24 protein-coding genes and 3 pseudogenes are annotated in these 26,728 nt (G+C 63.8%); 13 read left to right on the top strand and 14 right to left on the bottom strand.

Annotated features, from left to right (window positions below; genetic code table 11):
• Positions 1 to 174 precede the first annotated feature (174 nt).
• Together IPK20_23175 and cysE are read left to right on the top strand one after the other, a co-directional pair.
• A complete protein-coding gene (locus IPK20_23175) occupies positions 175 to 801 on the top strand; it encodes an HD domain-containing protein (protein MBK8019286.1) in 627 nt (208 codons plus the stop codon).
• Between the two features lie 320 nt (positions 802 to 1,121).
• Positions 1,122 to 1,904: a serine O-acetyltransferase gene (gene cysE, locus IPK20_23170; GenBank protein ID MBK8019285.1), complete on the top strand. Its 783-nt coding sequence runs from the start codon at positions 1,122 to 1,124 to the stop codon at positions 1,902 to 1,904.
• 65 nt (positions 1,905 to 1,969) lie between these two features.
• Here cysE and IPK20_23165 read toward each other — a convergent pair whose 3' ends face one another.
• Entirely contained in the window at positions 1,970 to 2,647 is a 678-nt protein-coding gene (locus IPK20_23165; GenBank protein ID MBK8019284.1) for a glutathione S-transferase family protein, read from the bottom strand.
• Positions 2,648 to 2,942: 295 nt separating this feature from the next.
• Here IPK20_23165 and IPK20_23160 point away from each other — a divergent pair, with 295 nt between their 5' ends.
• A complete protein-coding gene (locus IPK20_23160) occupies positions 2,943 to 3,824 on the top strand; it encodes a phytanoyl-CoA dioxygenase family protein (protein MBK8019283.1) in 882 nt (293 codons plus the stop codon).
• 249 nt (positions 3,825 to 4,073) lie between these two features.
• Positions 4,074 to 4,793: a hypothetical protein gene (locus IPK20_23155; protein MBK8019282.1), complete on the top strand. Its 720-nt coding sequence runs from the start codon at positions 4,074 to 4,076 to the stop codon at positions 4,791 to 4,793.
• A gap of 195 nt (positions 4,794 to 4,988) precedes the next feature.
• Here the strand turns inward: IPK20_23155 and IPK20_23150 are convergent, their stop codons facing one another.
• From IPK20_23150 to IPK20_23135, 4 genes are all read right to left on the bottom strand, one after another.
• A complete protein-coding gene (locus tag IPK20_23150; GenBank protein ID MBK8019281.1) occupies positions 4,989 to 5,954 on the bottom strand; it encodes an LLM class flavin-dependent oxidoreductase in 966 nt (321 codons plus the stop codon).
• A 44-nt stretch (positions 5,955 to 5,998) separates the two neighbouring features.
• Positions 5,999 to 6,679 carry a hypothetical protein gene (locus tag IPK20_23145; GenBank protein ID MBK8019280.1) on the bottom strand — a complete coding sequence of 227 codons (681 nt, stop codon included), beginning with the start codon at positions 6,677 to 6,679 and terminating at the stop codon, positions 5,999 to 6,001.
• Entirely contained in the window at positions 6,676 to 7,272 is a 597-nt protein-coding gene (locus IPK20_23140) for a 2-hydroxychromene-2-carboxylate isomerase (protein ID MBK8019279.1), read from the bottom strand. The genes IPK20_23145 and IPK20_23140 overlap by 4 nt, the downstream gene beginning before the upstream one ends.
• A 91-nt stretch (positions 7,273 to 7,363) precedes the next feature.
• Positions 7,364 to 8,047: an SOS response-associated peptidase gene (locus IPK20_23135; protein ID MBK8019278.1), complete on the bottom strand. Its 684-nt coding sequence runs from the start codon at positions 8,045 to 8,047 to the stop codon at positions 7,364 to 7,366.
• A gap of 90 nt (positions 8,048 to 8,137) precedes the next feature.
• Here IPK20_23135 and IPK20_23130 point away from each other — a divergent pair, with 90 nt between their 5' ends.
• Positions 8,138 to 8,713 carry a hypothetical protein gene (locus tag IPK20_23130; protein MBK8019277.1) on the top strand — a complete coding sequence of 192 codons (576 nt, stop codon included), beginning with the start codon at positions 8,138 to 8,140 and terminating at the stop codon, positions 8,711 to 8,713.
• Positions 8,714 to 8,737: 24 nt separating this feature from the next.
• On the opposite strand, the gene IPK20_23125 is transcribed toward IPK20_23130, so the two are convergent.
• Together IPK20_23125 and IPK20_23120 are read right to left on the bottom strand one after the other, a co-directional pair.
• Positions 8,738 to 10,186, bottom strand: a complete 1,449-nt coding sequence (locus IPK20_23125) for an SEL1-like repeat protein (protein MBK8019276.1) — start codon at positions 10,184 to 10,186, stop codon at positions 8,738 to 8,740.
• Between the two features lie 10 nt (positions 10,187 to 10,196).
• Positions 10,197 to 10,388: a DUF3460 family protein gene (locus IPK20_23120; GenBank protein MBK8019275.1), complete on the bottom strand. Its 192-nt coding sequence runs from the start codon at positions 10,386 to 10,388 to the stop codon at positions 10,197 to 10,199.
• Between the two features lie 76 nt (positions 10,389 to 10,464).
• Here IPK20_23120 and IPK20_23115 point away from each other — a divergent pair, with 76 nt between their 5' ends.
• Both IPK20_23115 and IPK20_23110 read left to right on the top strand, forming a co-directional pair.
• Positions 10,465 to 11,199 carry a hypothetical protein gene (locus tag IPK20_23115; protein ID MBK8019274.1) on the top strand — a complete coding sequence of 245 codons (735 nt, stop codon included), beginning with the start codon at positions 10,465 to 10,467 and terminating at the stop codon, positions 11,197 to 11,199.
• A gap of 14 nt (positions 11,200 to 11,213) precedes the next feature.
• The gene (locus IPK20_23110; protein ID MBK8019273.1) at positions 11,214 to 13,268 is read left to right on the top strand and encodes a S9 family peptidase; all 2,055 of its coding nucleotides are present in this window, start codon (positions 11,214 to 11,216) and stop codon (positions 13,266 to 13,268) included.
• A 154-nt stretch (positions 13,269 to 13,422) separates the two neighbouring features.
• Here the strand turns inward: IPK20_23110 and IPK20_23105 are convergent, their stop codons facing one another.
• Positions 13,423 to 14,523, bottom strand: a complete 1,101-nt coding sequence (locus IPK20_23105; protein MBK8019272.1) for a cyclase family protein — start codon at positions 14,521 to 14,523, stop codon at positions 13,423 to 13,425.
• A 340-nt stretch (positions 14,524 to 14,863) separates the two neighbouring features.
• On the opposite strand from IPK20_23105, the pseudogene IPK20_23100 reads away from it, so the two are divergent.
• The 6 genes and pseudogenes from IPK20_23100 (at position 14,864) to IPK20_23075 (ending at position 20,441) form a co-directional block, all read left to right on the top strand.
• Positions 14,864 to 15,738, top strand: a pseudogene (locus IPK20_23100) (phytanoyl-CoA dioxygenase family protein).
• Positions 15,739 to 16,159: 421 nt separating this feature from the next.
• Complete coding sequence (locus IPK20_23095; protein MBK8019271.1) at positions 16,160 to 17,044, top strand: phytanoyl-CoA dioxygenase family protein; 885 nt, start codon at positions 16,160 to 16,162, stop codon at positions 17,042 to 17,044.
• 12 nt (positions 17,045 to 17,056) lie between these two features.
• Positions 17,057 to 18,076 carry a TRAP transporter substrate-binding protein gene (locus IPK20_23090; GenBank protein ID MBK8019270.1) on the top strand — a complete coding sequence of 340 codons (1,020 nt, stop codon included), beginning with the start codon at positions 17,057 to 17,059 and terminating at the stop codon, positions 18,074 to 18,076.
• Positions 18,077 to 18,106: 30 nt separating this feature from the next.
• Complete coding sequence (locus IPK20_23085; GenBank protein ID MBK8019269.1) at positions 18,107 to 18,610, top strand: TRAP transporter small permease; 504 nt, start codon at positions 18,107 to 18,109, stop codon at positions 18,608 to 18,610.
• Positions 18,611 to 18,633: 23 nt separating this feature from the next.
• Positions 18,634 to 19,930 (top strand): annotated as a pseudogene (locus IPK20_23080) (TRAP transporter large permease subunit).
• A gap of 94 nt (positions 19,931 to 20,024) precedes the next feature.
• Positions 20,025 to 20,441 carry a hypothetical protein gene (locus IPK20_23075; GenBank protein ID MBK8019268.1) on the top strand — a complete coding sequence of 139 codons (417 nt, stop codon included), beginning with the start codon at positions 20,025 to 20,027 and terminating at the stop codon, positions 20,439 to 20,441.
• A gap of 92 nt (positions 20,442 to 20,533) precedes the next feature.
• On the opposite strand, the gene IPK20_23070 is transcribed toward IPK20_23075, so the two are convergent.
• The 6 genes and pseudogenes from IPK20_23070 to IPK20_23045 form a co-directional block, all read right to left on the bottom strand.
• Positions 20,534 to 20,977, bottom strand: coding sequence for a thermonuclease family protein (locus IPK20_23070; GenBank protein MBK8019267.1), 444 nt, complete (start codon positions 20,975 to 20,977; stop codon positions 20,534 to 20,536).
• 144 nt (positions 20,978 to 21,121) lie between these two features.
• A complete protein-coding gene (gene pncB, locus IPK20_23065; protein ID MBK8019266.1) occupies positions 21,122 to 22,315 on the bottom strand; it encodes a nicotinate phosphoribosyltransferase in 1,194 nt (397 codons plus the stop codon).
• 70 nt (positions 22,316 to 22,385) lie between these two features.
• Entirely contained in the window at positions 22,386 to 22,643 is a 258-nt protein-coding gene (locus tag IPK20_23060) for a hypothetical protein (protein ID MBK8019265.1), read from the bottom strand.
• A 339-nt stretch (positions 22,644 to 22,982) separates the two neighbouring features.
• Positions 22,983 to 24,119: a M48 family metallopeptidase gene (locus tag IPK20_23055; protein MBK8019264.1), complete on the bottom strand. Its 1,137-nt coding sequence runs from the start codon at positions 24,117 to 24,119 to the stop codon at positions 22,983 to 22,985.
• 8 nt (positions 24,120 to 24,127) lie between these two features.
• A complete protein-coding gene (locus IPK20_23050) occupies positions 24,128 to 24,883 on the bottom strand; it encodes a hypothetical protein (GenBank protein ID MBK8019263.1) in 756 nt (251 codons plus the stop codon).
• 130 nt (positions 24,884 to 25,013) lie between these two features.
• Positions 25,014 to 26,670, bottom strand: a pseudogene (locus tag IPK20_23045) (amidohydrolase family protein).
• Between the last annotated feature and the right edge of the window lie 58 nt (positions 26,671 to 26,728).

Raw genomic sequence — 26,728 nt, 5'->3', positions numbered from 1 at the left:
CGGTGCGGGGAGGCCCGATTTCTGCGATACGAGGCATACGTAGCGTCGCACTTGGTGATACTTAAGAAACGCCCCGAGCGATGTGAACCAGAGTCGCGTGTCGGCTCGAGTCTGCCCCGATCGGATTCGAGTTCCGCCCGCAGTGCAATTGAACTTAAAGGCAGACAGACCGCTATGCTTCAGAGAATCGCCGTGGAGCCCGGGCATCGGGGCCCGACCGTAGCCATCACCACCCGACGCGTGCAGCCGTTCAGGCAGCAACCCTACGCACTGCTCATCGAGGCATTTGCGACAGCCTCGGAGCGCCGGCGCGATGCCCGGCGGCGGCGGAAGGACGGTTCAGCGGGTTCGCTCGAGCACGCGATAGCACTGGTGCACATCCTGTGCAACGAGGCGGGGATCACGGACGACGTGACACTCGTTGCCGCCGTCCTGCAAGACACCTTGGCCGATACCCAGCTGAGGTACATGGATCTTCGGCGGCAGTTCGGACCGCTCGTGGCCGATACGGTCGTCGAACTCACGGATGAATCCAGCGGCTTTCTGAAGGACCGTCCGCCGCTCCGGTTGCACGCGGTGGGCTCACCGAGTCATCGCGCGAAGCTCATCACACTCGCTCAGCAGATCGCAGCGCTTCGCGAAATGACTCGGGAACCGGACCTCCCGGAAGAGAGTGCCCAGACGTTTGCGGCGCTGCGCGCAGAGGTCGAGGAAATGCGGGGGACTCATGCCACGCTCGAATGTCTGTTCGACGAGGAGTCAGCCCGCGTTGCCGCGGACATGAATGCCCTCGCGAGCTGATCGCGCGTCACGCGGCGAGCCGGCACGGCTCGCCGATCGAACGAGAGAGTCCCGGGTGTCCGGTGCTCTCGCAACATCGGATGAACCGCCATCGCGGCGCATCCGGACTGGCCTGGCCAGGACCCGCCCGTTCCGCCCTTGCGGCGGAGACCCCGCGGCGCATCGACGAAAGTCGATGCGCCGTGTTTTTCTTGCCTTGCACTTCCTTCGCCTTCCCTCGTCACGCCGTAAAATGGGACCCTTGGAAATCAATCGCTGATCCGAGACGGGCACTGAACGTTGGCCGATGTCCGGCGCCGGGCACGTCCGGGAGACTCCCCATGAAACCCATCGAAGCCGATCTGTGGTCGGAACTCAAGCGACTTGCAATCGAACAGGTCGAACGGGAGCCGATCCTGTCAGGCCATCTGTACGACTTCGTCCTGCGACACCGGGGCTACGCGGAAGCGCTGTCGTATCTGATCGCCGCCACTCTGTCGAACCAGGTGTTCAGTCTTGCCGGCATGGTGGATCTCATCGGACAGACTGTCGAACGCCACCCGGACATCGTTGCGGCAAGCCTTGACGATCTGCACGCCGTCAATGCGCGCGATCCGGCATCGGAGTGCGTTCTCGTGCCTTTTCTGTACTACAAGGGCTTCAAGGGATTGCAGGCGCATCGGGTGGCACATGCTCTGTGGTCGGAAGACCGACGAGGAGTCGCGCGATTCCTGCAGAGCCGTGTCGCCGATTCGCTGGCGATCGACATCCATCCCGCGGCCAGGATAGGCCGGGGGGTGTTCGTCGATCACGGCATCGGGCTGGTCATCGGCGAGACCAGCGTAGTGGAAGACGACGTGTCCATTCTGCAGAACGTGACCTTGGGCGGGACCGGCAAGGAAAGTGGCGACCGGCATCCGAAGATCCGGCGAGGCGTGATGATCGGGGCGGGCGCGAAAGTCCTGGGCAACATCGAGGTCGGGGAAGGTTCCAAGGTGGCCGCGGGCAGTGTCGTGCTGACGCCTGTGCCTCCTCACACGACGGCCGCCGGCGTCCCCGCAAAGATCGTGGGTACGGGCCGCTCCGACACCCCTGCCTTCGAGATGAAGCAGGAACTGGAATAGCCTTCACTGTCCGTGACGACGCGGACTGCCATCGCGGGAGACGAACAGCCCCGTGCCTCGATGCGTCATCCATCGTGCGCGGCATTCGGCTTGGCGGCATAGGGCTCGTCGGCACTGACGAATTGGGTCTCCTGCCGTCCGGCATCGCACCATGCTTGCACTCCGGGAAGGGCAAGCAGAGAGGTGCAATAGTCCTCTGCAACGGAGGGAAGAGACACCTCGTAGGTTCTAAACCGGGTCGCCACCGGCGCAAACATGGCGTCCGCGCAGGTGAAGTGTCCGAACAGCAGAGAGCCATCGATTCCGAATCGCGACCTGCATGATTCCCAAAGCGACACGACGCGAGCGATGTCCCGTTCCGAACCGGGTGTGCGCCCCAGTCCCGGCAGACGGCTGCGAAGATTCATGGGCATGTTGCGCCGCAGTTCCTGAGATCCGGAGTGCATTTCTGCGCACATGCTGCGCGCGTACCGGCGTGCGACAGGATCGGCCGGCCACAACGCGCGGTCCGGATACAGTTCGGCGACCGCTTCGCAGATGGCCAGCGAGTCCCATACCGGCTCCTCGTCGATCCATAGAACCGGGACCTTGCCCGTGGGAGACCACCGCTCGATGCCCTCCACGTGTCCATCCTGACCGAACCATAGAGGGACTTCCTCGAACGGGATTCCTGCCTGCCGCAGCAGTACCCACGGGCGCATGGACCAGGACGAGTAGTTCTTGTTGGCGACAACCATTCTCAGACGGGGCATGGCGGTACCTCTCCGGAGGGACTCGAAACAAAGGAAACCGGTCTGATCGATCGACCCGGTGGGGCCTCACGCGCGGCCGCGAGGCGCGCATCGGGGCAGGATGTGCGAAAACGCCCAAGGCTCCAGCCGGCAGAGTCGGCCGCACCACGGTGCCCGGTGTGGAGGTCCCCGCGGCAGAAGGGGTCAGGCGTCCCTCGGTCGGACCTGCCGGGACGTGGCGGCGAACCATCTCTATTCCGCCTGTCGACCAGATCGTTAGAATCTCACGCAAGGAGGAACGACGGCAATGTACCCAGCGAACGTGTCGCCCGCGGAACGGTTCTCGGAGCCCGCCTGGAAGTTCAGTGACGAAGAGACCGCTCGCTATCACGCCGACGGACTGGTCGTGTCTCCTTTCCGGATCTCCCCGGCGCGATTGGAGAGCATGCGCGAATGCCTCGAACGGTTGCTCCGCGACAACGCGGACGTCGCGCCTGAGAGTCTGGTCTGCCCGCACATTCCCAATGGCCCTCGACACGATGCGGCGGCGGCAGGAAAGTGGTTCGAGTTCGCGACGGACCCGGGGATGCTCGATCTGGTCACCCAACTCATAGGCCCCGACGTCATACTGTGGGGCAGCCAGGTGTTCTGCAAGCCCGCTCTGACCGGCCGGGAAGTGCCGTGGCATCAGGACGGTCAATATTGGCCCATCAGGCCGCTTGCCACCTGCTCCGTCTGGATCGCACTGGACGACGTCTCGCCCGAGAATGGTTGCATGCGATACATCGCCGGATCACACCGCAACCGTGGACTTCTCCCGCACCGAATCAGGTCCGGAACCGACATCGTGCTCAATCAGGAGGTCGACCCCGGTTCGATAGATGGGGCCGCCGTCATGGACGACGTCCTGCCGGCCGGGGGATTCTCTCTTCACGACGTCTATCTGGTGCATGGCTCGAATGCCAATCGTTCCGTTCGCAGGCGGGCTGGATTCGTGGTTCGATTCATGCCGGCCACGTCGTTGTTCGACCGGAGTGTCGACCGCATGCAGGACCAGGCGGGCGTCAGCTTCAGCTTCAGTCGGCGCCCGATCTGGCTCGTGCGTGGTGAGGACCGGGCCGGTAACGACTTCGCGGTCGGTCATGGAGACGACTATCGTCTCGTCCCCCGAGTCTCGGATGACGCGTGACGATCGTGGACACGGCATGGCAACCCGCAGGGATGCAGGGGAGATGACGGACCGAATCGATGGTACGTGGGTTGCTGGCGGGCAATCGCCGATCTGGGCATCTCCGTGGCATGATCACCTCCTGGCATGACGTCTGAGTGTCGTCACCGACCTGTCCTGGCGGTGCGCAAGCCGGCGATCCAAGCCGGTGGTTGCTTCCCGCTACACTGCCTCTAGCTGAGATCTTCCTTTGCAAGTGGAGACACCGACATGAAACTGCTCAATACGATGCTGGTGGCCCTCGGGTTGGTCTGCGCCCACGCGCAAGCCGCCGATCTCGATGCCCTGAACCTCCTCAATCAGACTCAGTTCCGTGCGTTGTCCGAAGATCTGGGGGCTGCGCTTTCGTACAAGCCGCTGACACCGGCCGAACCCCTGGGAATCACCGGATTCGACATCGGAATCGCGGTGACGGCCACCAGGCTCAAGAACGTCGACGTGTTCGACCGGGCCACATCGAGCGGAGACATTCCCAGTTACCTCCCTGTTCCGACCATCCGGGTACACAAAGGCCTCCCGCTCGACTTCGACGTCGGGGTGATGGGCGGGATGGTTCCCGGCACCAATATCCGTTTCTACGGCGGTGAACTGCGATACGCCATCGTTTCCGGCAATGTCGCTCTGCCCGCGGTCGCCGTCCGGGGAAGCTATACCCGGCTCAACGGAGTCGATCAGGTCGACCTGGACACCAAGGGTCTGGACTTGTCGATCTCGAAGGGCCTGTTGAATTTCACGCCCTACGGCGGTATTGGCAGGGTATGGGTGAAGAGCACGCCCAACGGAGTGGCCGGTCTTGCAGAGGAGTCGTTCGGGCTCAACAAGGTGTTTGCCGGACTCAATTTCAACGTGCTGCTCATGAATCTTGCCTTCGAGGTCGATCGCACGGGAGAAGCCACGTCGTTCGGCCTCAAGGCCGGTCTGCGCTTCTGACGCAAGTCCAAGCGACGTGCGGAGAAGGGCTTCTGCCGATGGAACTGGATGCCAAGGCGACTGCCGAAGGCGTCAGGGACCGTGTCCTCGTGGCGGCGCGGGCCGATCAGATCTTCAAGGCCCGCGATGCCGATGTACGAGTGGCTTTCCGTCCCGGTCTCGGAGGTCTGCGGCGCAGGCCAGACGTTCGTAGGATTACAGGCGTGACGCGTAGTCGCCCGTGATCGTCAGGACCATCACTTCGTCGGCATCGAACGCCAGTGCGACTTCGCGAATGCGGTCGAGAACGCGATCGGCGGTCCCTATGATCGCTCGTGGACGCTCGCGATGAATGATGGCCTCTTCCTCGGCCGTGTAGGTGCGCGCGAGCGCTTCTTCCATCGTGGCGACGGGTTCGTCCAGACCGCGGGCCATCTGCAAGCGCCGCAGGTCGATGGAGGATGCCAACCGTTCGGCTTCGCGATCGGTTGCGCCGCAGATGGCGAACACGGCCACCATGGACCGTGCCGTCCTTTCGCGGCGTGATGGCCGGAATCCGTTGCGATACGCTTTCGTCACTTCCTCGCCGCCGAATGCATTGATGAAGTGCGCGAAGGAAAATCGCAGCCCCAGATAGGCGGCAAGCGTCGCGCTGTAATCCGACGATCCCAGCAGCCACACTTCCGGTGCTCCTTCTCCCGAAGGCATGGCCTTGACCCGAGCATAGGGATGATCGGGCGGCAAGGCATCGTCAAGAAACGAAACCGTTTCCTGAACATGAGCGGGAAACTGGTCGAAGTCGTAGAAAGCGCCGCCCGAAAGTGCTCTGGCTGTGAGGCCATCCGACCCCGGGGCACGGCCGATGCCCAGATCCACTCTGCCCGGAAAGAGGGCCTCAAGCATTCGAAACACTTCGGCGACCTTCAACGGACTGTAGTAGGGAAGCAGGACTCCGCCCGTTCCCACGCGGATCCTCGTGGTCGCCGATGCCACCGCAGTGAGCAGGATTTCGGGGCAGGGGTCCGCCAGTGCACGTGTGCTGTGATGCTCGGCGAGCCAATAGCGCTGGAACCCCATGGCATCGGTCTCGCGCGCCAGTTCTACCGTCCTGCGCAGCGCCTCTGCCGGCGAGTGACCGTTGATCACCGGAGATTGATCGAGAACAGAAAGCTTCAGTGTCATGGTATGCGTCTTACGCGTCGCCGTGGCTTTCCGCCAATGATGACCTACTTCACCAGGATATCGACGGCGTGGATCGGGCCGGGTCCCGAGTTGGTGATCAGCATGGGCTCCTGGCCATCGCGCCACTTGAAACCCGCTGCTTCGAAGCTGACCTGCTCCTTGCCGCCCGGAGCGGCGAAGGTCATTTCGCCGGCAGTCACCGCCACGAACATGCCGCAGGGACCGTAGAGCGTCGTCGATGCTCCGGGCGGCAGTTCGATGCGAGTCACCCTGACGCGGTCGTTCTCCAGGATCAGAGGCCCCGCCATCGCCTCGTCGAGCGACCGGGCGCCGCATCCCTGGAGTATCTCCGTGTCGGTGACGTGATAGAGATCCGCACCGACGTTGCTGACCCGATGGGCCTTGGGCCGCGACGCGTATCCGATGAAGTAGGTCTCACCAGGTGTCCGTCCAGGGCGGCGGACCGTCGCAGCCCCCCAGTCTTCGGCTTCGGTTTCGCTGGGCGCGATGTTCACGAAGACACCGTCGTGGTGGTGAACGTGCATGAGGCTTCGATAGCCGGGAGGTATCTGCACGTTGAAGAAGCGAACGTGCGAATTGCGGAACACCAAGCGATGCTTCGGTTCTTCGTCGATCGGTACCGGATTCTCGGCCGCAGCAATGCGGATGCCCGCCAGGCACCCAAGGATCGTGACGAACGTCGCGAGCAGAGTCGCCGTCTTCATCGCTGCAACGCCCGTTCCACGAAGTCGAGCCGGTCCTGTCCCCAGTACGGCTCTCCATCGACGACATACGTCGGGGCACCGAAGATCTGACGCTCGATGGCCTCCTGCGTAAGGCGATCATATTCGGATAAGGTGGCGGGACTGTCCGCCGTTGCGACGAGCGCCGTGCCGTTCAAACCTTGCGCTTCCGCAATGGCGCGCAGGGTGGACGGATCCGAAATGTCGCGTTCCTGTTCCCAGCATGCCTTCATCAGTGCGCCGGCGAGATCGAGCTGTCTGTCCGAGCCCTCCGGAGCGGCTGCGATGATCGTTCGGGCAGCCAGATCGGCCGGCACGGGGAAGTGCTTCGGCTCCAGGTTGATGGGCACCCCCAGGTAGTCGCGCCAGCGCTTGAGTTCGAACATGCGATACGCCTGTCTCTGGGCGGCTCGCTGCTTGAGCGGGAGTCCCCCCGAAACCGGAAACACGCGGCCATAGTCGATCGGTTTCACGGCAATCGAAGCGTCGCATCTGCGGGCGATTTCGCGCAGGCGGGCGTGGCCGAAGTGGGTCCAGGGCGAAACCGGCGAGAAATAGTAGTCGATCGTCTTCAAGGGAACTCCTCCGTGTTGGTAGGTCGGTCAGCGTCTGTGCGGCAGCGAAGGGCCTGGACGGGAGCCCCCGCTGCACGAGCCGAGCGCACCGTCATTGGATTTCGCCCGCCGGGGCACATCGTTCGATCAGCGAGGAATCGTCGTTCCTGGCGGCGTTCACACGTGCACTCACCGGATGGGCGAACATCTCATCGGACGGTGCGGGCGCCAGCAGCGGCAAGAGCCTTGCTCGAGAGGTCGCGGGATCAAGCCACGCCTGCACGTCCTTCAAGTCCAACAGCACGGGCATGCGGTCGTGGACCGGCGCCATGACCTCGTTCGCGGCTGTCGTGAGAATACAGCACGAAGCCGGAAAGTCGCCGTCTCCGGGCTCGAACAGGCCCGCCATGGCGAACACCGGATCGTTTGCCGGATGGAAGTAGTAGGCCTGTTTGGGCCCTGCCTGGGGCCGGTTCCATTCATAGAAGCCCGATGCTGGCAAAATGCAGCGTCGGGCGCGAAACGCGGAGCGGAACATCGGGCGCTCCTGGATCGATTCGGCGCGCGCGTTGATGGGCTTGGGATACGCGCGGGACTGCGCAGCCGAGCGGGTCCAGGCGGGTGTCAGGCCCCAAAGCATCATTTCGCCGATGGGGCCGCTGACGGATTGCCTGACGACGAGCACCTGCACGCCGGGCGGGATGTTGAACCTGGGGACGAGTTCAGGAACGCTCACCAGGTGAAAGTGGTCAGCCAGTTCACGGGCGTTTTCATTGAGGGCGTATCGGCCGCACATGACGGGGATTATATTTGCGGGAGAGGATCAACGGCCCGGCGGCGAGAATGCCGGCCGCGGCATGCCAACACATTTTCCGATCACACTGACATGAACTTGCTCTCGAGAGGAATGCTGGGACTGCTGAGCGCGGCCGCGATGACGGGCACCGCGTTCGGATTCGAATTCGCCGGTCTCGGGGTAGGCGTTTCACCGGATTCGCTGCGGACCCTGTTTCCGGAGTCGCGCCACGAATTCTGGCAGAGGGGGTCCGGCAGCATTGCCCGCCCCGAGGATGGTGATGGCCGATTCGACGACTGGTTGAAGACCGGCGACGGTCTCTACATCGTCAAGCTCTCGCCCAACGATACGCGTGCTGACGTGACAGCCATCAGCGTGTCGCTGGACAAGGGGTCGGTCCGACGTTGGATCTTCTCGTTCGAACGGTCGGGTACCGGCAACAAGCCGGAACAGACGGAGCGCCGATATCCCGGCTGCAAGCGTGTGCTCGACACGATTGTCGCCAAGTATGGGGAACCGGGAAAATTCACGACACGTGTGGAGGACGGCATCCAGCATCGTTCCCGGGAATGGACGGGTGAGCGAGGCGAGATGATTCTGGATTGCGGCAAGTTCGTGAACCGTGCCTCCATCTTCGCCATCGATCTGGAGATCTCCCCCCGGTAACGGCGTTCGGCGGGGGCATGCCGTTCATTGCCGGTATTTCGCCAGCAGATCGTCGAACCCCATCCGTGAACCATTGCGGAATTCATAGATGCCCTGAAGGTCCCGCAACAGCGGCTCGCGCAGGTCTTCCTTTCCTGCCGCCAATCCGATCGCGCGGGCGTAGTACTCGATGACCCGGTCGAGTTGAGCGAAAGCCTTGGCCACCGATTCGGACTTGGACGGACCGTCCAGTCCCTTGGACGCTGCGTTGATCTTCTCGTACTCGCTGAAATGCGTCTGCCCCAGGAAGTACCAGCCGTAAGGATCTTTCGGGTCAATCCGGGTGACCTTGGTGAATCGTTCCCGCGCGTCTTCGATCTGCCCCGACTTCTGCGAGATCACGCCAAGCCGGAGATGCAGCTGGGGCAACCAACGCGTCCGGTATTCGTTCCACTGCGCCTCGTCCATGGAGCCTGGCCGCTTGTCCGCTTCGATCAGTGCGATCGCCCGGTCTCCGTACGAACGCGCAGGTCCCGAAAATTTCGCCGGATCGGACCGTGCCTCGTTCGCCGCCGATACGCCTAGCACGGTGAGCAGCTGCACGTCATCGGGGTTTTTCGCAAGCCACGTATCGGCCAGCGCAAATGCATTGTCGAACCGGCTGCTCTTCAGATACTCGTCGATGGCGGCCGGTGTGGCCGTCTGACCCGCCTCTGCGGCCTTGCGGAACAGTTCCAATGCTTGTGGGTCGTCCTTCGCGACGCCGCGCCCATCGCGCAAGAGCGTCGCCAGGTGATACAGAGCCTCGACGTGATGGGCATCCGCCGCCTGCCTGTACCACTTGGCTGCCTGGGCATAGTCCGGCAGCATCCCGACGCCCTTCTCGTGGTTCCATCCCAGGAGATAGGCCGCCTCCGTGTGCTTCTGGTCCGCGGCCTTCCGCAGCCACTCGTTGGCTGCCTGCTCGTCCTTTTCCACGCCTGCGCCGGCGGCCAGTGCCAGCGCATACGCGTACTGAGCCTCCGCGTAACCCTGGTTCGCAGCCTTGAGGTACCAGGACGAAGACTCCGCCTCGTTGTGGTCGATGCCCTCGCCTCGCGCCAGAAGATAGCCCAGCAGATATTGCGCGGGCGCCTTGCCCTGGTCGGCCGCCTTGCGGAACCAGAGCATGGCCTGTTTGTTGTCCTGCGGCACCCCCACTCCGGTCATGTAGTAGGAGCCCACGGCGTACTGAGCATCCGCGTTGCCCTTGTCGGCGGCCTTGGCGTACCACTTCGCGGATTCGGAGTAGTCCTGCTTCACGCCATCGCCGGTCTGGTAGATCCAGCCAAGGATGTACTGGGCCGTGGCCTGCCCCTGTTCCGCGAAGGGCCGGAACTCTCTTGCGGCAGTGGCATAGTCGCCACTGTTGTACGCATTCACGGCTTCTTCCCAGCCGGCCAGTACGGTGCCCGACATGCCGGCTGCAATGAGCAGAGCGAAGAATCGCTTCATGGAGGCGGCCTCAACGATCGTTGCTGTAATACTCGTACGGCTTCTTGGACACTCTCGACTGTTCGAAGTCGGTCCGTTGCTGGGCGTCGTAGGGCTTGTCCCACCACGTGGCCCGAGCGGCTTTCTGCTTCTCGACCACCTCCGGGTGCTTCTGCAGAAACTCCCGCAGGAACAACGTCGTTTCCGATTCGTATCTTTCCATGACTTTATCGCTCTGAAATCAAAGAAAAAACATGTCCAGACATTGTAGCTGCTGGCACTCGCCGCGTCACCGTTCCATGCTGCACTTCCTTCACTTGATCGTCTCCCGCTGCCTCGCGACTCTCGGGTCGGTCGGCGTGCTGCTGTTGACCTCGGCCTCAACGTGGGCCGCCCGCCCTTTCGTCGTGGACGACGCCCGCATCGTGGACCAAGGGGCGTGTCAGGTCGAATCCTGGTACAAGCGAAATGCCGCCAGCACGGAATACTGGGCGCTGCCTGCCTGCAATCCCTTCGGCTTGGAACTGTCGGCAGGCGTGGGAGTTCTCCAGCATGGCGGCCCCGATGTTCACGATGAGCGGGACTATCAGTTCCAGGTCAAGGGACTGTTCCGCGAGCTGCGCGCCAACGATTTCGGCTGGGGCCTCGCTGCAGGAGTGGTGCGGCATGCCGACATCAACCTTGCGCCGAATCTCATCGGCAACTATTACGCCTACGTGCCGGTTTCGCGATCGCTGGCCGACGACAAGGTGGTATTGCTGGGCAACGTGGGCGTGGTGAACAACAGGGACGCCGATCGCCGCGGCCTGTTGTGGGGCGGTGGCGGGGAGTTCTACGTGACGCCCCGCGTCGTCCTGCTGGGAGAGATCTATGGTGCTACGGGGTTCGACCGTTTCACCCAGGCGGGCATCCGGGTGTGGATAGTTCCCGACCACGTGCAGCTGGACAGCACGTACGGTGCGCAGCTGAATGGCGGTGACCGCATCGAGTGGTTTACGCTCGGCTTCCGGCTGATCTCCAAACGCTTCTACTGAACCCCGTCATCGCCATGGCCAAGTCCCCGTCCCGCGTTCCGCTCCCTCCTCTCGCGCCTGCCCGGCCCCATCGGCTGGAGCATCACGGCGACGTGCGCATCGACGACTACTGGTGGTTGCGTGAGAAGGAGTCCGAGGAAGTGCTCGAACATCTTCGCGCGGAGAACCGGTATACGGACGCGATGATGCGTCCAAGCAGTCCGTTCCAGCGTTCCCTGTACAGGGAGATGGTCTCGCGCATCAAGGAAACGGACATGGGCGTGCCCTATCGGGAAGGGGGATGGCTCTACTACTCACGAACGACGAAGGGCAGGCAGTACCCGACCTACTGCCGCAAGCCCGGTTCCATGCAGGCCAAGGAGCAGATCGTTCTGGACATGAACCGTCTCGCCACCGGCCAGGCGTATCTGGGCCTGGGTGTGCTGGACGTGAGCCCGGACGGCAATCTGCTCGCGTTCTCCACGGACTTCAGCGGTTTTCGCGAGTACACGCTCAAGGTGAAGGATCTCCGCAGCGGTGAGGTCATGCCGCTCGAGATCGCTCGTGCGCGCTCCGTCGCCTGGTCGGCGGACAGCAACGTGCTCTTGTACGTGACAGAGGATGACGCGAAGCGCGCGTACCGCGTGTGGCGCCATGCCCTGGGGACCGACGAGCATGTCCTCCTGTACGAAGAAAGCGATGCCCGCTTCTCGGTGGGCGTGGATCTGTGCCGAAGTCTCGAGTTCATATTCGTCACGGTCCACAGCGCCACGACATCGGAAGTCCACTGGCTCCCGGCAGACGAGCCGCGCCACAATCTGCGCTGCATCGCCGCAAGGCGGCAGGGACATGAGTACTACGCCGATCATCACGGTGACAGTTTCTACATCGTGACGAACGACCGCGGCCGCAACTTCCGTCTCGTGCGTTGTCCGGTCGAGGATGCTTCGGAACCTCATTGGAAAGAAGTGACCGGGCATCGGGAGGACGTCATGCTGGAGGGCATCGACATCTTCAAGCGGCACTTCGTTCGTCACGAGCGGCGCGGAGGATTTCCACGGCTTGCCGTCGTCCGCATGGCCGACGGAAACGAACACGACATCGAGTTTCCGGAACCGGCCTACAGCGTGTTCGGTGCGGCCAATGCCGAGTTCGATACCGATGTCTTCCGGTTCACCTACGAGTCCTTCGTGACACCGGACTCCGTTTTCGACTACGACATGAATACCCGCGCCCGGACACTGCTCAAGCAGTTCGAGGTCCTGGGAGGGTACGATCCCGCCAGGTACCGCGCGGAACTCACCTATGCGAAGGCTGAGGACGGGTCGGAAATTCCCGTCTCCATGGTTTACCGCAAGGATCGAAGCGGAAAGGGGCCGCGGCCGATGCTGCTGTCGGGCTACGGCGCGTACGGCTACCCCGAGATGGTCACGTTCTCCTCGGTCCGACTTTCGTTGCTGGATCGGGGCGTGGTCTTTGCGCTGGCCCACGTGAGAGGCGGAGGCGAGATGGGCAAGCGGTGGCACGACGAAGGCCGGATGATGCACAAGCGCAACACCTTCACCGACTTCGTGGCCTGCGCAGAGCACCTGATCGCCCGCGGGGACACGGCCAGCGACCGGCTCGTGATCGAAGGCGGAAGCGCCGGGGGGTTGCTCATGGGAGCCGTGATGAATCTCCGGCCCGATCTCTTCCGTGCCGTCGTGTTCCAGGTGCCTTTCCTGGACGTGGTCAGCACCATGCTGGACGACACGCTGCCACTGACGACCGGCGAATACGAGGAGTGGGGCAATCCGAACGAACCGGAGGCCTATCAGTACATGAAGAGTTATTCACCCTACGACAATCTGAAGCCGGGTCCGTATCCGGCCGTGCTCGTCGAGACCTCGCTGAACGACAGCCAGGTCATGTACTGGGAGCCGGCGAAGTATGTCGCGAGGCTCCGGACGCTGAAGACGGACTCCAATCCCCTGCTGCTCCGGATCAACATGGAGGCAGGGCACGGAGGTGCCTCGGGACGCTACGACTATCTCAAGGAGATCGCCTTCACGTATTCCTTCGTGCTGGGCGTGCTGGGCATCACGCAGTAGCGGAGCACTGCAGCAAATGCGAGGCGTGCGGGGCATTGCTGTTCATTGCCGGGCCGCTGTCGCCAACGTTCGTCGGATTCGGGCGGATCGCCGGTCAACCAGAAAAGAAAAACGGCCCCGAAGGGCCGCTTTTCGTATTGCCTGAACGCCTGGATCAGTACAGCACCACCGGGTTGGCGGGAGATCCCGTCGCGCCGATGATCCGCAGCGGGGCGAAGATGAACGCCGCTTCCTTGATCTTGTGATCGATCAGGGACTTGGTGTCCACGTTCTCGAGGTTCCAGATGCCGCGGGCAGGCTGCAGCATCGTGTGGCAAGGCACCGCCATGCCGTCTTCCTCGTTGCCGGGCTGCGCGTCGTTCGCAGAGGTGTCGCCCATGGTAAGGGCGATGTCACGATCGGCGAAGTACTTGCACGCGCTGATACCGAAGCCGGGTTCGCCTTGCGCGAAGATTGCGCGGGCGGCGGCACGCTGCTCGGAGTTCATCGACTTGTAACGGTCGTTGCTCCACGTGTTGCCCTGGCCGGTGTGCAGCGCAACGCAGTCGCCTGCGCCGATCTCGCCGAGGCCGGCAGCCTTCACCATCGCCTTGACGTCGTCAGCCGTAACGATGCCGACATCGCCGGGCTTCTTCGGTATCGGCAGCATTTCCGCGGAAGCGGAAATCTTGCCTTCGGCCTTGCGCAGCGCGACGGCGTCGAGCACCACAAGGCGGCAGACGAAGCCGTTCTCGCCCACGTGTTCCACGCCCAGCGGACCCATGCCTTGCACCTGGCCGCCTGCGCCACGCTCATAGGCATCCCACGAAATGACGCCGTTGTAGAACATCGGGCCCTTGGAGGTGTTCACGCCGATGTGGCCGGGACCGTCGAACTGGGTCTGGATCTGGCCGATCTGCGTGATCACGAGTTCGTCGTGATACACCAGGGCGTTCTTGCCGAACGGGCCGCCGGTAGGCGTGCCAGGGATGTACATGCTCCAGCTGCGGGGACCGAAGGCGGGAGCTTCCCTGTGATAGTACTTGCCGACCGTCAGCGCCTTGTACTGCTTGATGGTGGACAGCGCCTTGCGGATGTTTGCGGAGTTCTTGGTGTGGTTGGACGAACCGGCGCGATCGTCCTTGCCCCACTTGCTCGGACCCCAGGACAACGCGGAATCGTCGATGGGACCTTCAAGGGCCTGATGCGCACTTGCGCCGATGCCATAGGCAAGCAGCGCGCCGCCAACCGCTGCGGCAATGACCGAACGTTTCATGCTCTCTCCTCCAGAGAATTGTGTGACATGAATTGAATCGGAAGAGGGGACCATTGTTCTTACCCCCGAGAAGAGAATTACACGGAACATTGGCGGTTGCAAGGGCAACGCCCCGAGGAACATCGGAATGATGCACGGGGATGGCGCTGCTGGCGGAAATGCGCCGCGACGAGGCGGTGCGCGACGCCGAGGACGGGTGTCGATACCGGCTCTGGACATGGGTCGGACCCTCCGCAGCGTGCGCGTTGACATCACACTTCACGACGGTGCACATTGCACAGGGCGCGCCGCCGGACTCGCGCGCGAGATCGGTGTGCTGCGGTGCAAGAAGGAGGGTTGGATGATCAGCGATTCGCAGGTGGACTTCTACCGGAAGCATGGCTTCGTCGTGGTGGAAGGTGTGCTCGATGCTGCCATGCTGTCCCGCACCAAATCCGTGGTTGCGGAATTGGTGGAAGGCGCCCGGGGTCTCGCAACGCACACGGACGTCTACGACCTGGAGCCGACTCACCGGCCTGACCGCCCGCGCGTTCGCCGCATCAAGAAGCCTCATCTCCTGAATCCGGTGTTCCTGGACATCCTCCGCATGCCCTCCCTCCTGGGCATCCTGCAAAAGCTCCTGGGGCCCCATGTCCGGCTGCACGGATCGAAGCTCAACATCAAGGCGGCAGGCTACGGTTCTCCGGTGGAGTGGCATCAGGACTGGGCGTTCTATCCCCACACGAACGACGACATTCTCGCCGTCGGCGTGATGCTGGAGGACACGACGCTCGAGAACGGCGCCATGTTCGCGCTGCCGGACACTCACACGGGACCGACGTACGACCATCACGCCGACGGCCGCTTCTGCGGAGCGATGGACGTGTCCGGAAGCGGGCTCGACCTGTCGAAGGCCGTTCCATGCGTGGGCAAGGCCGGTGCAGTGTCCTTCCACCACGTGCGTCTCGTGCACGGATCGGCGGAGAACACGTCGACTCGGGAGAGACCCCTGCTCCTGTACGAGTGCGCCGCCGCAGACGCGTGGCCCTGGTGAATTTCACCAATCTTGATGAATTCGACAGCCGCATGATCTGCGGCGAACCCACGATCGAACCGCGGCTCGAGCCGGTGCCCGTGCGCATGCCGTTGCCACCCGCTCTCAATCAGGGCTCGATCTACGAGAACCAGTCGGCTGCCAAGAGCCGGTACTTCAGCGTCACCGCCACCGTTGCCTGACGCATTGCAGGACGCGGGCCCGACTTTTTCGTTGCCCGCCCCCGACGGTCGAGAGCCCCGGCCGCTCGCGGGCCGGAGACCGCACTCTCGCGAAATGCCAGGGCGCGGGTGACCGGTAGACCGCGACCCAGAGCATCCGTCCGCGTCGAACGGGATGGACGGATGCTCTGATGTGAACTACCGGCCACGGACGGGGCGTTCGTCCTCCGCCGCGGATGATGTGTCAGACGCGTGGGGAAGGGGAGCACTGCTGGTCGTCGATGGCAGCGTGCCGTCCGGTCCTTCGTGAAGTCCGGCAGGAGAAGCGGGACCCGCCACGGTCAAGTCGAACGAGGACCCGCCGATTCATGGAGTCGGTCTCGCGCGGCAACCGAGCGGCGAGGCGGCAGATGCGGTTCATCGCGATACCAGGGAGAGTCAGATGCAAGTGCAAGGCCGGACACCGAACGTGTGGCATGCCCGCAATGCCGTATCCCACAACGTACTGAACGAAGGCGAGACCCGGTTGTTCGACGAACTCGGCTATCACTTTCCCGTTCGTGTATTCGACGAGGCTCAGATTGCCGGCTACCGAGCCCGACTGGAGGAGATCGAACGCCGCACCGGTGGCCCCCTCTCCGGGCAGATGCGCAACAAGCCGCACCTTCTTTTCACGTGGGCCGACGAGATCGTGCGGCATCCGCGGATACTCGATGCGGTGGAAGATGTCCTGGGGCCGGATCTGTTCGTGTGGAGCGCGAGTTTCTTCACCAAGGAAGCGTCCGATCCCGCCTTCGTCTCCTGGCACCAGGATTCCACCTACTGGGGCCTCTCGGAACCCGACGTCGTGACCGCCTGGGTCGCCTTCTCCGATTCCATGCCGGAAAACGGCTGCATGCGAGTCATGCCGGGGACTCACACCCTGGACCAGCTGCCGCATGCCGATACCTTCGCCGCCAACAATCTGCTGACGCGCGGCCAGGAAGTTCAGGTCGATGTCGATCCGGCGCATGCCGTCGACGTCGTTCTTCAGCCTGGCGAGATGTCGCTGCACCACGTGCGGCTCGTGCACGGGTCGGAGCCCAACCGCTCCACCCGGCGGCGCATCGGCTTCGCGATCCGTTACGTGCCGACGTACGTGAAGCAGATGTCCGGACACAGGGACTCGGCGATGCTCGTCCGGGGTGTCGACCGGTTCGGCAATTTCGATCCCGAACCGAGACCGCAGGTCGACATGGGGGAGAACGAGCGCGCCGTGCACAAGCGCATCACCGAGGACGCCATCACCATCCTCTACCGCGGTACGGGCAATCGTCCGCAGTCCTGAACGGCGAAGATCGTGATCAATTTCCCGGTACGTCTCTTTCTGGCGCTGACGCTTCTTGCATGGTCCGCGTTCGGGCACGCCCAGACACCGATCAAGTGGAAGCTGCTTTCTTCGTGGGCTGCGGGAACGGTGCCGCAGAAGGTGGTGGAGGCGTTCGGCGAGAGGGTGAGGATCCTGAGCGGAGGCAGACTCCTGATCGAGGTGTTGCCGGCGGGATCGGTGGTGGCGCCCACGGAGAGTCTGGATGCCCTGCAGGCGGGAGTGATCGATGCGCAGCAAGGTGGCACCGCGTACTTCACCACGAAGGATGCGGCGTTCTCCGTGCTCGGCGACCTGCAGGGCGCGTGGGACACCCCGTACCAGGCGCAGGCCTGGATGGAGCAGGGCGGGGGCAGGGAACTGGCCCGAGAGCTCTACCGGAAGTACAACGCCTATTTCGTGACGGGTGTCTGGTACGGTGTCGAGTCGGTTCTGTCCAAGAAGCCGGTCCGCACGCTGGCCGACTTCAAGGGCATGAAGGTCCGTGCGCCCGTGGGCATGGGACAGGACATCTGGAAGGCGCTCGGTGCCTCGCCGGTCAACCTGCCCGGCAGCGAGGTCTACACCGCGCTCGAGCGGGGTGTCGTGGATGCCTCCGACTGGGGAACGCTTTCCATGAACCAGGATCTCGGCTACCACAAGCTCGCGCGTCATCCGTCGTTTCCCGGCTTCCACTCGATGCCGATGAACGACCTGGCGGTGAATCTCAAGAAGTGGAACGCCTTGCCGGACGATCTGAAAGCGATCGTGGACGCAGCAGGCCACGAGATGGCCAGGGAGATGATCCAGCGCCATGCCGTGGATGATCTCAAGGTCGCGCGGGATGCGAAGGCGCTGGGCTTCGAACCGTTCGATCTGCCGCCGGACGAGCGGAGGAAGTTCCGGGAGATCGCGCGCAAGGTCTGGGGACAGTATGCGAGCCGCAGCGATCTCGCCCGGCGCATCCACGAATCCCAGCTTCAGTTCCTTCGTCTGACGGGCCAGATCCAGTAGAGCCTCCACGGCGGACGCGACGAGGATCTCATGCCGACGAAAGGACCACTCGACCGCGTGGCCGAAGCTGCCGGGCGCGCAGGCAGTCTGCTGTTCGTCGTCATCGTCGCGATCACGGCGTACGAGGTGATCATGCGCTATGCGTTCGGAGCTCCGACCGTGTGGGTGCACGAGATCACCGTCCTGCTGGCAGCGAGCGCCTTCGTTCTGGGAGGGCCGGCTGCGCACGCCGGCCGTGCCCACATCGCGATCACGGTGCTCCTGGAGCGATTTCCGGAACGCTGGCGGTTGTCGATCCGCATCTTCAATTCCGTGCTCGCCATCGTCTTTCTGGCCTTGCTCGCCTACGCCGCGGCCGACCAGGCGGGCGTCTCCATCCGGGACATGGAAACATCGGGCACGGCGCTCAATCTGCCCTCGCCGGTGATCCTCAAGAGCCTGTTTGCCCTCGCGTCCCTCGCCCTCGCATTGCAGACGGTCGGGCATGTGCTGGCCGACATCGAACAACTGCGTCGCGGGGCCGGGCGTCCGTGAGCATCGAATGGATCACGGTCGCGATGTTCGGATCGATGATGATCCTGCTCCTGCTCGGGGTTGCCGCTGGCCTTCGTCACGGGCCTCATCGGTGTCGGCTTCACGGCGGGACTGTTCGGACTGGATGGCCTGCAACTCGTCGCCAGCCGCATCTTCACCTTCATGAACGAGTACGCGCTGGTTTCGGTGCCGATGTTCATCATGATGGCGTCGATCCTGGAGCGCTCCGGCGTGGCGACGGACCTGTTCACAGCGATGCGGGTGTGGTCCGGCGGACTTCCGGGAGGGCTCGCCCTCCAGACGATGGTGGCCGCCACCGCCCTGGGCGCCATGACGGGAATCATCGGGGGCGAGATCGTGCTCCTGGGCCTCATCGCCCTGCCTCAGATGTTCCGCCTGGGCTACGACCGCAAACTCGCAATCGGCACCATCTGCGCCGGAGGATCCCTCGGCACCATGATCCCGCCGTCGATCGTGCTGGTGATCTACGGGCTTACGGTGAATGTCTCGGTCGGCGATCTCTTTACCGCGAACCTGCTTCCCGGGCTGATCCTGTCGGGCGTCTATATGCTCTACATCTTCCTGCGGTGCCGGCTGCGACCCGAACTCGGTCCGCCGGCCCCGAAGGAGGAACGTTCGATGCCGTTCGCCGGGAAGCTCCGGCTCGCCGTGCACCTCCTCCTGCCCGGGGTCGTGGTGCTGCTCGTGCTGGGAACGATCTATCTGGGAATCGCGTCGGTCACGGAAGCGGCGGCCATGGGCGTGGTCGGCACCGCGTTGGCCGCACTTGCGCGAGGGGAGCTCCGCTGGCGGATCGTTCGCGATGCAGCCCGCCAGACCATGACGACCTGCGGAATGCTGCTGTGGCTTTCGTTCGGCGCCACGGCCATGATCGGCGTTTACAACCTGGCCGGGGGGCCGGCGTTCGTCAGGGAGGCCATCACCGGTCTGCCCCTACCGCCGCTCGGTCTCATTGCCGTGATGATGCTGATTCTGACCGTCCTCGGTTGCATCATGGACTGGGTCGGCATCTGCCTGCTCACCATGCCCATCTTCGTGCCGATCGTGACGGGCCTGGGGTACAGCGCCGTCTGGTTCGGGGTCCTGTTCTGCCTCAACATGCAGGTTTCCTATCTGTCCCCCCCCTTCGGACCCGCGGCGTTCTATCTCAAGGGAGTCGCTCCCCCGGACGTGACGCTCAACGAGATCTTCTCTGCCGTTTGGCCTTTCATCGGCCTGCAAGTGCTCGTCCTTGCGCTGGTGGTCCTGTATCCCGAGGTTGCGCTCTGGCTTCCCGGTCTCGCTGCTGCGGCTCCATGAACTGCTGCCTCCGGCCGATGTCCCAGCCGGTAGTCCGGGCGTAGCGCGGGGTGGCGGCGTCCGGATCACGATCCATCGATCCATGGAGACACCCATGAACCGCTGCGTCTCGTCGCTCGCTCTCGCCATGACACTTGTGTCCGGCCAGAGCATCGCGGACCCCCAGTATTACGACACGATCGAGGCCGCCTCGAAGATCGGAGGGAAGCACGTCACCCGCCTGCAGCGCGACAGCGTGACGCGCTTCGGAGAACTGCTCCGGTTCGAAGTGAGAGTCGCCTGGAAGAATCCGGAGGAACGTCCGGAGAACGAGGCACCGTTGAGGGTGGTCCGCTATCTGGCCAAGTGCGAGAGCAAGGAACTCGCCGTTGCTGCCGTCGCCGTGTTCGATACAAGCAGCCGTGTGGTGAAGAGCTTCGGCGTGCCGCCGGGAGCCTGGGATTACGCGAGCCCCGACCCGGGTTCGCCGCAGGAGGAATGGCTGGCGTCGGCCTGCAGGATGCCGGTGTAAGGGGCCTCTGATCACTGGCGGTGGTTGTGACCATCGATGGGACTCTTCCTGCTTCCCCGGTCTTTCTCGAGGCCTGCGGGGGTCGCCGCAGCTCACCGGTTCGCTCGTTTGCTCCTGCGCCAAACGCCTGGTGCGACAGGGCGCGGATCTTCCCACAGCCCCTTGTGCGCAAGGCGGGCCCGTAACTGGGCGCGCTCGTAGGCGATCTCGGTCTCGCCCCGTGCAATGCTCCACGCCATGCCGCGTTCGACCTGCTGAAGGTTGATCACTGCACCATCCGAGACGCGAACAATCAGGGCGAGCGTGCGCCGGTACTTGTCCCGTCCGCGCAGGTCGAACCGGAGATGCTCCAGGCGCACGAGCTGCTCGAGGCTTCGCGCGGATTCGGGGCCGAATCTCTGGTCGCGTTCGGGCGCGTCGATGTAGAGGAGCCGGAGGGTCGTCTGCCGGCCGCCGATCACGGCACTCAATGTGTCGCCGTCCGAAACCCTCAGCACGTGGCCATCCACCACGCGCGCGTACGCGGCCAGCGGCATGAGGAGAAAGGTGCAGAGCGCACCGAGGATTCGCCGTCGAAGAGAATGCGCCGGCGACGGTCTCACCGGATCACGCCGTCGCGACGGCGGTTCTTCGGGCGGCCGAGGTGGAGGTCCTCGCGCATCGGTCGGGCCTTTCCCGAGTCAGTCGTCCGAATCGGAGGTCGGGGCCGGGACATTGAACACCTGGCGCAGGTAGGCGACGTAGGACGGGTCGTAATCCATCGCTTTCTCGGGGGTGTCGCTGATCTTCGCCACCGGCTGGCCGTTGCAGCGGGTCATCTTGATCACGATCTGCAGCGGCTCGACGCCGAGGTCGTTGGTGAGATTGGTCCCCAGGCCGAAGCCGGGCTTGCAGCGTCCCTTGAACCGGTCGTAGAGCTTGATGCAAAGCGGCACATTGAGGCTGTCGCTGAAGACGAACGTCTTGCCTCTCGCGTCGACGCGCATGCGCTGGTAGTGGGCAAGCATCTTCTCGCCCCACTCGAAAGGATCGCCCGAATCGTGGCGCACGCCGTCGAAGAGCTTGCAGAAGAAGAGGTCGAAATCGCGCAGGAAGGCGTCCATGCCGCAGACGTCGGTGAGCGCGATTCCGAGGTCTCCCCGGTACTCTTCCGCCCACTTGTCGAAGGCGAATCGTTGCGAGTCGCGCAGGCGCGGACCGACGGCCTGGCAAGCCTGCAGATACTCGTGCGCCATCGTTCCCAGGGGAATCATGCCGATCCGCATGGCGAAGTGGAGATTGCTGGTGCCGGTGATGCGATCCCCCAGACCGTTCCTGAGCGTTTCGAGAACCGTGCCCTGCCACTGTCGCGAGAATCGGCGGCGCGTTCCGAAATCGGAGATCTTGAAGTCGCGGTCGGGATGATCGCGCACCAGCGCCATCTTCTCCTCCAGGCGCCGCACACCTTCGGAAGTGTCCTTGCCCGGGCGCGTGTTGCGGAACCACACCTCGCTCACGATGGCCAGCACCGGGACCTCGAACAGGATCGTGTGCAGCCAGGGTCCCCGGATGGTGATGTCGACACCGCATTCCACATCGGGAGCCGGGCGGACGTCGATGAAACCCTCGTCGAGCTGGAAGAGCCGCAAGAGATCGACGTAGTCGCTCTTCAGGAATCGCAGGCCGCGCAGATACGACAGCTCTCCGGGGGTGAAACGCAGCGAACAGAGGTGCCGGATCTCGTCTCGAATCTCGTGGATGTAGGGCGACAGATCCACACCCCGCGAACGGCACTTGAAGCGGTACTCGACCTGCGCCCCCGGGAACTGATGCAGGACGACCTGCATCATGGAGAACTTGTAGAGATCGGTATCGAGCAGCGAGGTGATGATCATTCGACGGCGGCCAGTCGGCAAACGGTGATTCTCGCCGAAACGGGGGCGGGTGAGAACCCGCCCGCGCACGCTACTTGGGTGTCGTGCGCCCCGCGCTCAGATCCTTGAAGGACCCCATGATGGATTGGAACACCGGCAGATCGCGATCGAAGTACACGCGGGAGAGCGCCTGATACTCGAACAGAAGGACTGTCTTCTCCTCGGCGGCGGCGAACACGAGCTGATCGAACGATGCACCCCGCTCGTTGCGGTAGGACATGCGCACCTGAACGCCGTCCATGCCGGAAAAGGTGGCCGGTTCGTTCTGCTTCACCGTCAGCGACGTCATGCCCGGCCAGGCGTGGCGGGGAAGCGACGATCAGTTCGCCCAGTTCGTTGGGCAGCATGTCGGCGCTGCTGGTCTTCTTGATGTCGGCAAAGGCCTTGTCGTGGGCCGGACGCTGGACACGTACGAACTGCATCGCAAGACCATCGCGGGACACGAGCACGCCGTCGGTGGCACCGTCCAGATGCATCCAGCCGGACGGGACCTGCACCTCGAAGCTCTTGTCCCTGGATTTCAACGACGGACTTTCCACGCGCTTCCAGGCGACGGAGTCGCACGCCGCCAGCAGCGCGAGCATGCACATCGAGGACAGGACACGAAACAGGGTGTGGCGCGACCGGTTCATTTGCACTTGTCCAGAAAGCGTCGGGCATGGGCACTCATGGCGCCCGCCGGTTCGAGTTCGAGATAGGTCGAAAGCAGAGGAGATGCCTGGCGGCAATCCTTCTGCTTGTAGTAGTGGACGCCAAGCGCCAGAAAGGAAGGGGCGAAACGGGGCGCGGTCGACATCGCCATTCTGTACGCCTCCAGCATCTTCGGTTCGTCTGCCTTGTTGCCCTGCACGCGGTACGCCTCGCCGAGATAGTACGACGACTCCGCGCCGTAGAACTCACCAGCGCCTGGCTGCGTCAGCACGTGAATGAGTCGGTCGCCCCTGCCTTTTGCGATCTCCAGTTCGTACCAGCTACGGTGGACGCGAGTGACGATGCTGCGGAAGCGGGCCTCGTCCGAACCGGGCATGGCGGTGACAGTATTGCCTATCAGGTCCTGAAAGCTGGCGATGCGGTCCTTCAGCGCCGGATGGGATGCGAAGAAATACGGCTCCTTCATGGCCAATGCCTGCGACTCGGCCGCCAGCATCTCGAAGACGCGGGGACTTTCGCGATAGTCGAATCCGGCATCGACGAGCCGGCGGAAGCCGGCGCGGTCCGCTTCACGTTCATGGTCCCGGGAGAAGCCCTGGATCGATGAAAGTCCGATGAGATTGCCTAGAACGGCGCCCCCGAGCCCCGCGAACGCCGTGACCTGCATGATCGCGGCGGTCGTGATCGCGCGGGTACGTTGCTGGAATCCATGCCGATGAGTGAAGTGGGACCCTTCGTGCGCCAGGATGGTCGCCAACTGCCCCTCGTTGCGCAGGCGCGAGAGCATCCCCAGGTTCATGTAGACGCTGCCGTTGGGCATGCAGAACGCGTTCATCTCGGGGTCGCGGATCGCGCGGACACGGACGGCCCTGGCGACATCTGGAAACAGGCGGTTGACCAGCGCCTGCAGGTACTCGTCCACCGCCGCATCGTTCATCAGGCGGCCGCTCCGGGACAACGCCTTGTCCACGTCCGCCGATTCCGCCCAGACCCGCTGCTCCGGTTCTTCCAGATGCGCGAGCTGCTCGACGGCCGTGAACGGCGTCACGTCAGAAGCACCGTAGGCCACCGCCACGTGAATCAGGGCAGCCGGAAGCAGCAGCGCCTTGCGCACGATCGCCTTCAGCGCTTGCTGTCCGCGAAATATGCTTCCACCGCCGACTTCACGAACGCGTAGTTCGCCGAGTCGTCCTCGAGGACCTTCGGGCCGGTCGCGTCGCTCCGCGTCCAGAGGATATCCCCGGTGTCGAGATCGACCAGGCCCATGGAGACTTCCGCCAAATCGTCGTTTCTCATCGGAGCGTAGGCACCACCGGAAGCGACGGCGATCAGGACGGAGGTCAGCAGGCTCATGGTCATGCGTCCGGTGGACGCCGTCCTGGCCGAACCCGAGCAGACCAGCACGGCATCAGCGCCGGAGCGGGCCTTCAGGAAGCCGAGTCCGAAGCCGACCGAATAGTCGAAATGGTCGACCTTGTCCTTCCACGCCGCACCGCCGGTCATCGCCGCCAGGGCGGCCGATGAGACGACGGAGTACTGAGCCACGAATTCGGCGACCTGCTCCTTTTCGTCCTCGGATGTTTCCGGCAGGGGCACCACTTCGATGGGGACCGTGTGCTCGTCGGCGAACTTGCGCAGCGATGTCTGGAAGCGCTTCACTGCATCGTTGCTGCGCTGAGCCAGCTTTTCCACCACTCCGCCGGCCGTGACTTCGTAGATGTGGACATCCGGAGTCACCACAAGAATCTTTCCCGGGAGCGCTCGCGATCCGTTCTTTATCGTCTGGTGATAGACCGGTTGAGCGGCGAACGCGCTTGCCGTGCTGCAAAGCAGCAGCCATGAGAACAACAGGCCTGCGAATCGGGAATGGCTGGACACGGGAAACTCGACTCAGTGAGTGGAATACCGGCGCGTGCTCGCGGCAAGCGCCCGCGGCCCTGGGTTCGCGAATTCTGCAGCGCCATCGCCTGTCGTCGCAAGCCGACCGCGCGCATACGGGTGATCCCTTTCAGACGTCGAATCGATCGAGCACATGGCCCGGGCCGCGCTCGAGCGCGCAATACGACTCACCGTCGAACACTTGCACGCCGTTCACCCACACCCCATGCACACCCTTGGGTGTGCGGATCACACGTTCGCCTCCGCCCGGAAGGTCCCGCTGGCGCAGCGGCTTGGAGATCCCGACGGTGGCGGGATCGAAAAGAAGCAGATCCGCCCAGGCGCCGGGCGCGATCGTTCCGCGACCGGGAATGCGGAATTTCCGCGCCGGATCGCTGGTGAGGCGCCGGATCGCCTCGGCAAGCGGGAAGGTGCCGGTCTCGCGGACCCAGTGCGCGAGGAAATGCAATCCGAACCCGGCGTCGCAGAAATAGATGAGGTGAGCGCCCGCGTCCGAGAAGGCGAGCACGCCGGCTTCATCCTGCAGCAGAGGGGTCACGGCGGCATCGTCGTTCTGGAACAGCTTCGCGATGTACTGGGTATTCAGCTGGTCTGCCAGGGCGGTGTCAAAGAACAGGTCGAGCGGATCCTGCCCCGCGTCCCGCGCGCTCGGCGACCGTGGTGCCGTCGGCGAATTCCACCTTGCTCCAGTCCCCGTAGAAGAGGATTCCCTGACCCGGATGCGCGAGGTTGTCGCGGAACCGTCGCCGGAACGCGTGATCGGCATAGATCGCGGGCAGTTCCTCCGCGCTCGCTGCCTTGACGCGGTCGAAGGCCGGGTGGGAATAGAGCAGGTACGGGTCGCGAAGCGTGAAGTCGAAGGAAAGCGGCTGGCAACTGGTCTGGACATAGACCTCGTGGCCGCGCGAGAGGGCGGCGCGACAGCGCGCATACCAGTCCGGCGCGACGCCCGGAGCGCCTGCATTGTGCATCGTGAGCACGGTCACGATGAACGCCGGACGGCGCGTCCGGGACGCGATCTCCTCCATGTACTCCGGCGTGCCGCGCGAACCCGTGGCCATGACGAAGATGCCGCGGCCCGCGGCCCGCAGTTCGTCGGTAAGCATGCGCAGTTCATCATCCCCGGCGATGGTGGACGGCATCGGCAGCCCGCCGTAGCCGGCGTGATTGGGAGAGAAGGACGACGCGAAACCCGCGGCTCCGTTCGCGAGCGCTTCGCGCACGAGACTTCGCATCTGGTTCATTTCCGCGGCCGTGGGTTCGCGCCGCGTGGAGGCCTCTTCCCCCATCACAGCCGTGCGGAGCGTGGAGTGCCCCACGAGCATTCCCACATTGGCGTACGGCCCGATGCGGCGAAGTTGGTCGAGGTATTCGGGAAAGGTCTCGAACTCCCAGCGTGTGCCGGTGAGGAGTGCGTCGAGGTCCATGCCCTCCACCACGGACAGGTTCTTGACCACGGTCTGGCGCAGGGGCGCGGGACAGGGCGCGATGCCGAACCCGCAGTTGCCTGCGATCACCGTGGTCACGCCCAGCGACGGGGAAGGCGACAGCGTACGGTCCCAGGTGATCTGCGCGTCGTAGTGAGTGTGGATGTCGACGATGCCGGGCATGAGTGCAAGTCCGCCGGCGTCGACGGTCTTCCGGGCGGGCGCGGAAGTTTCGCCGGGTGGGACGATGCGGCCATCCCGCACCGCCACGTCCACATCGCGCCCGGGATTTCCCAGGCCGTCGTACACCCTCGCACCGCGAATCAGCAGATCGTTCATGGGAGAAGCCTCGTGTCCCGGATTTGCCCTGGAGAACCGGGCCGATTATCGCGCCGCC

This window comes from Betaproteobacteria bacterium, assembly GCA_016713305.1.
Lineage (GTDB): Bacteria > Pseudomonadota > Gammaproteobacteria > Burkholderiales.
This window is presented reverse-complemented; position numbering and strand designations above follow the sequence as displayed.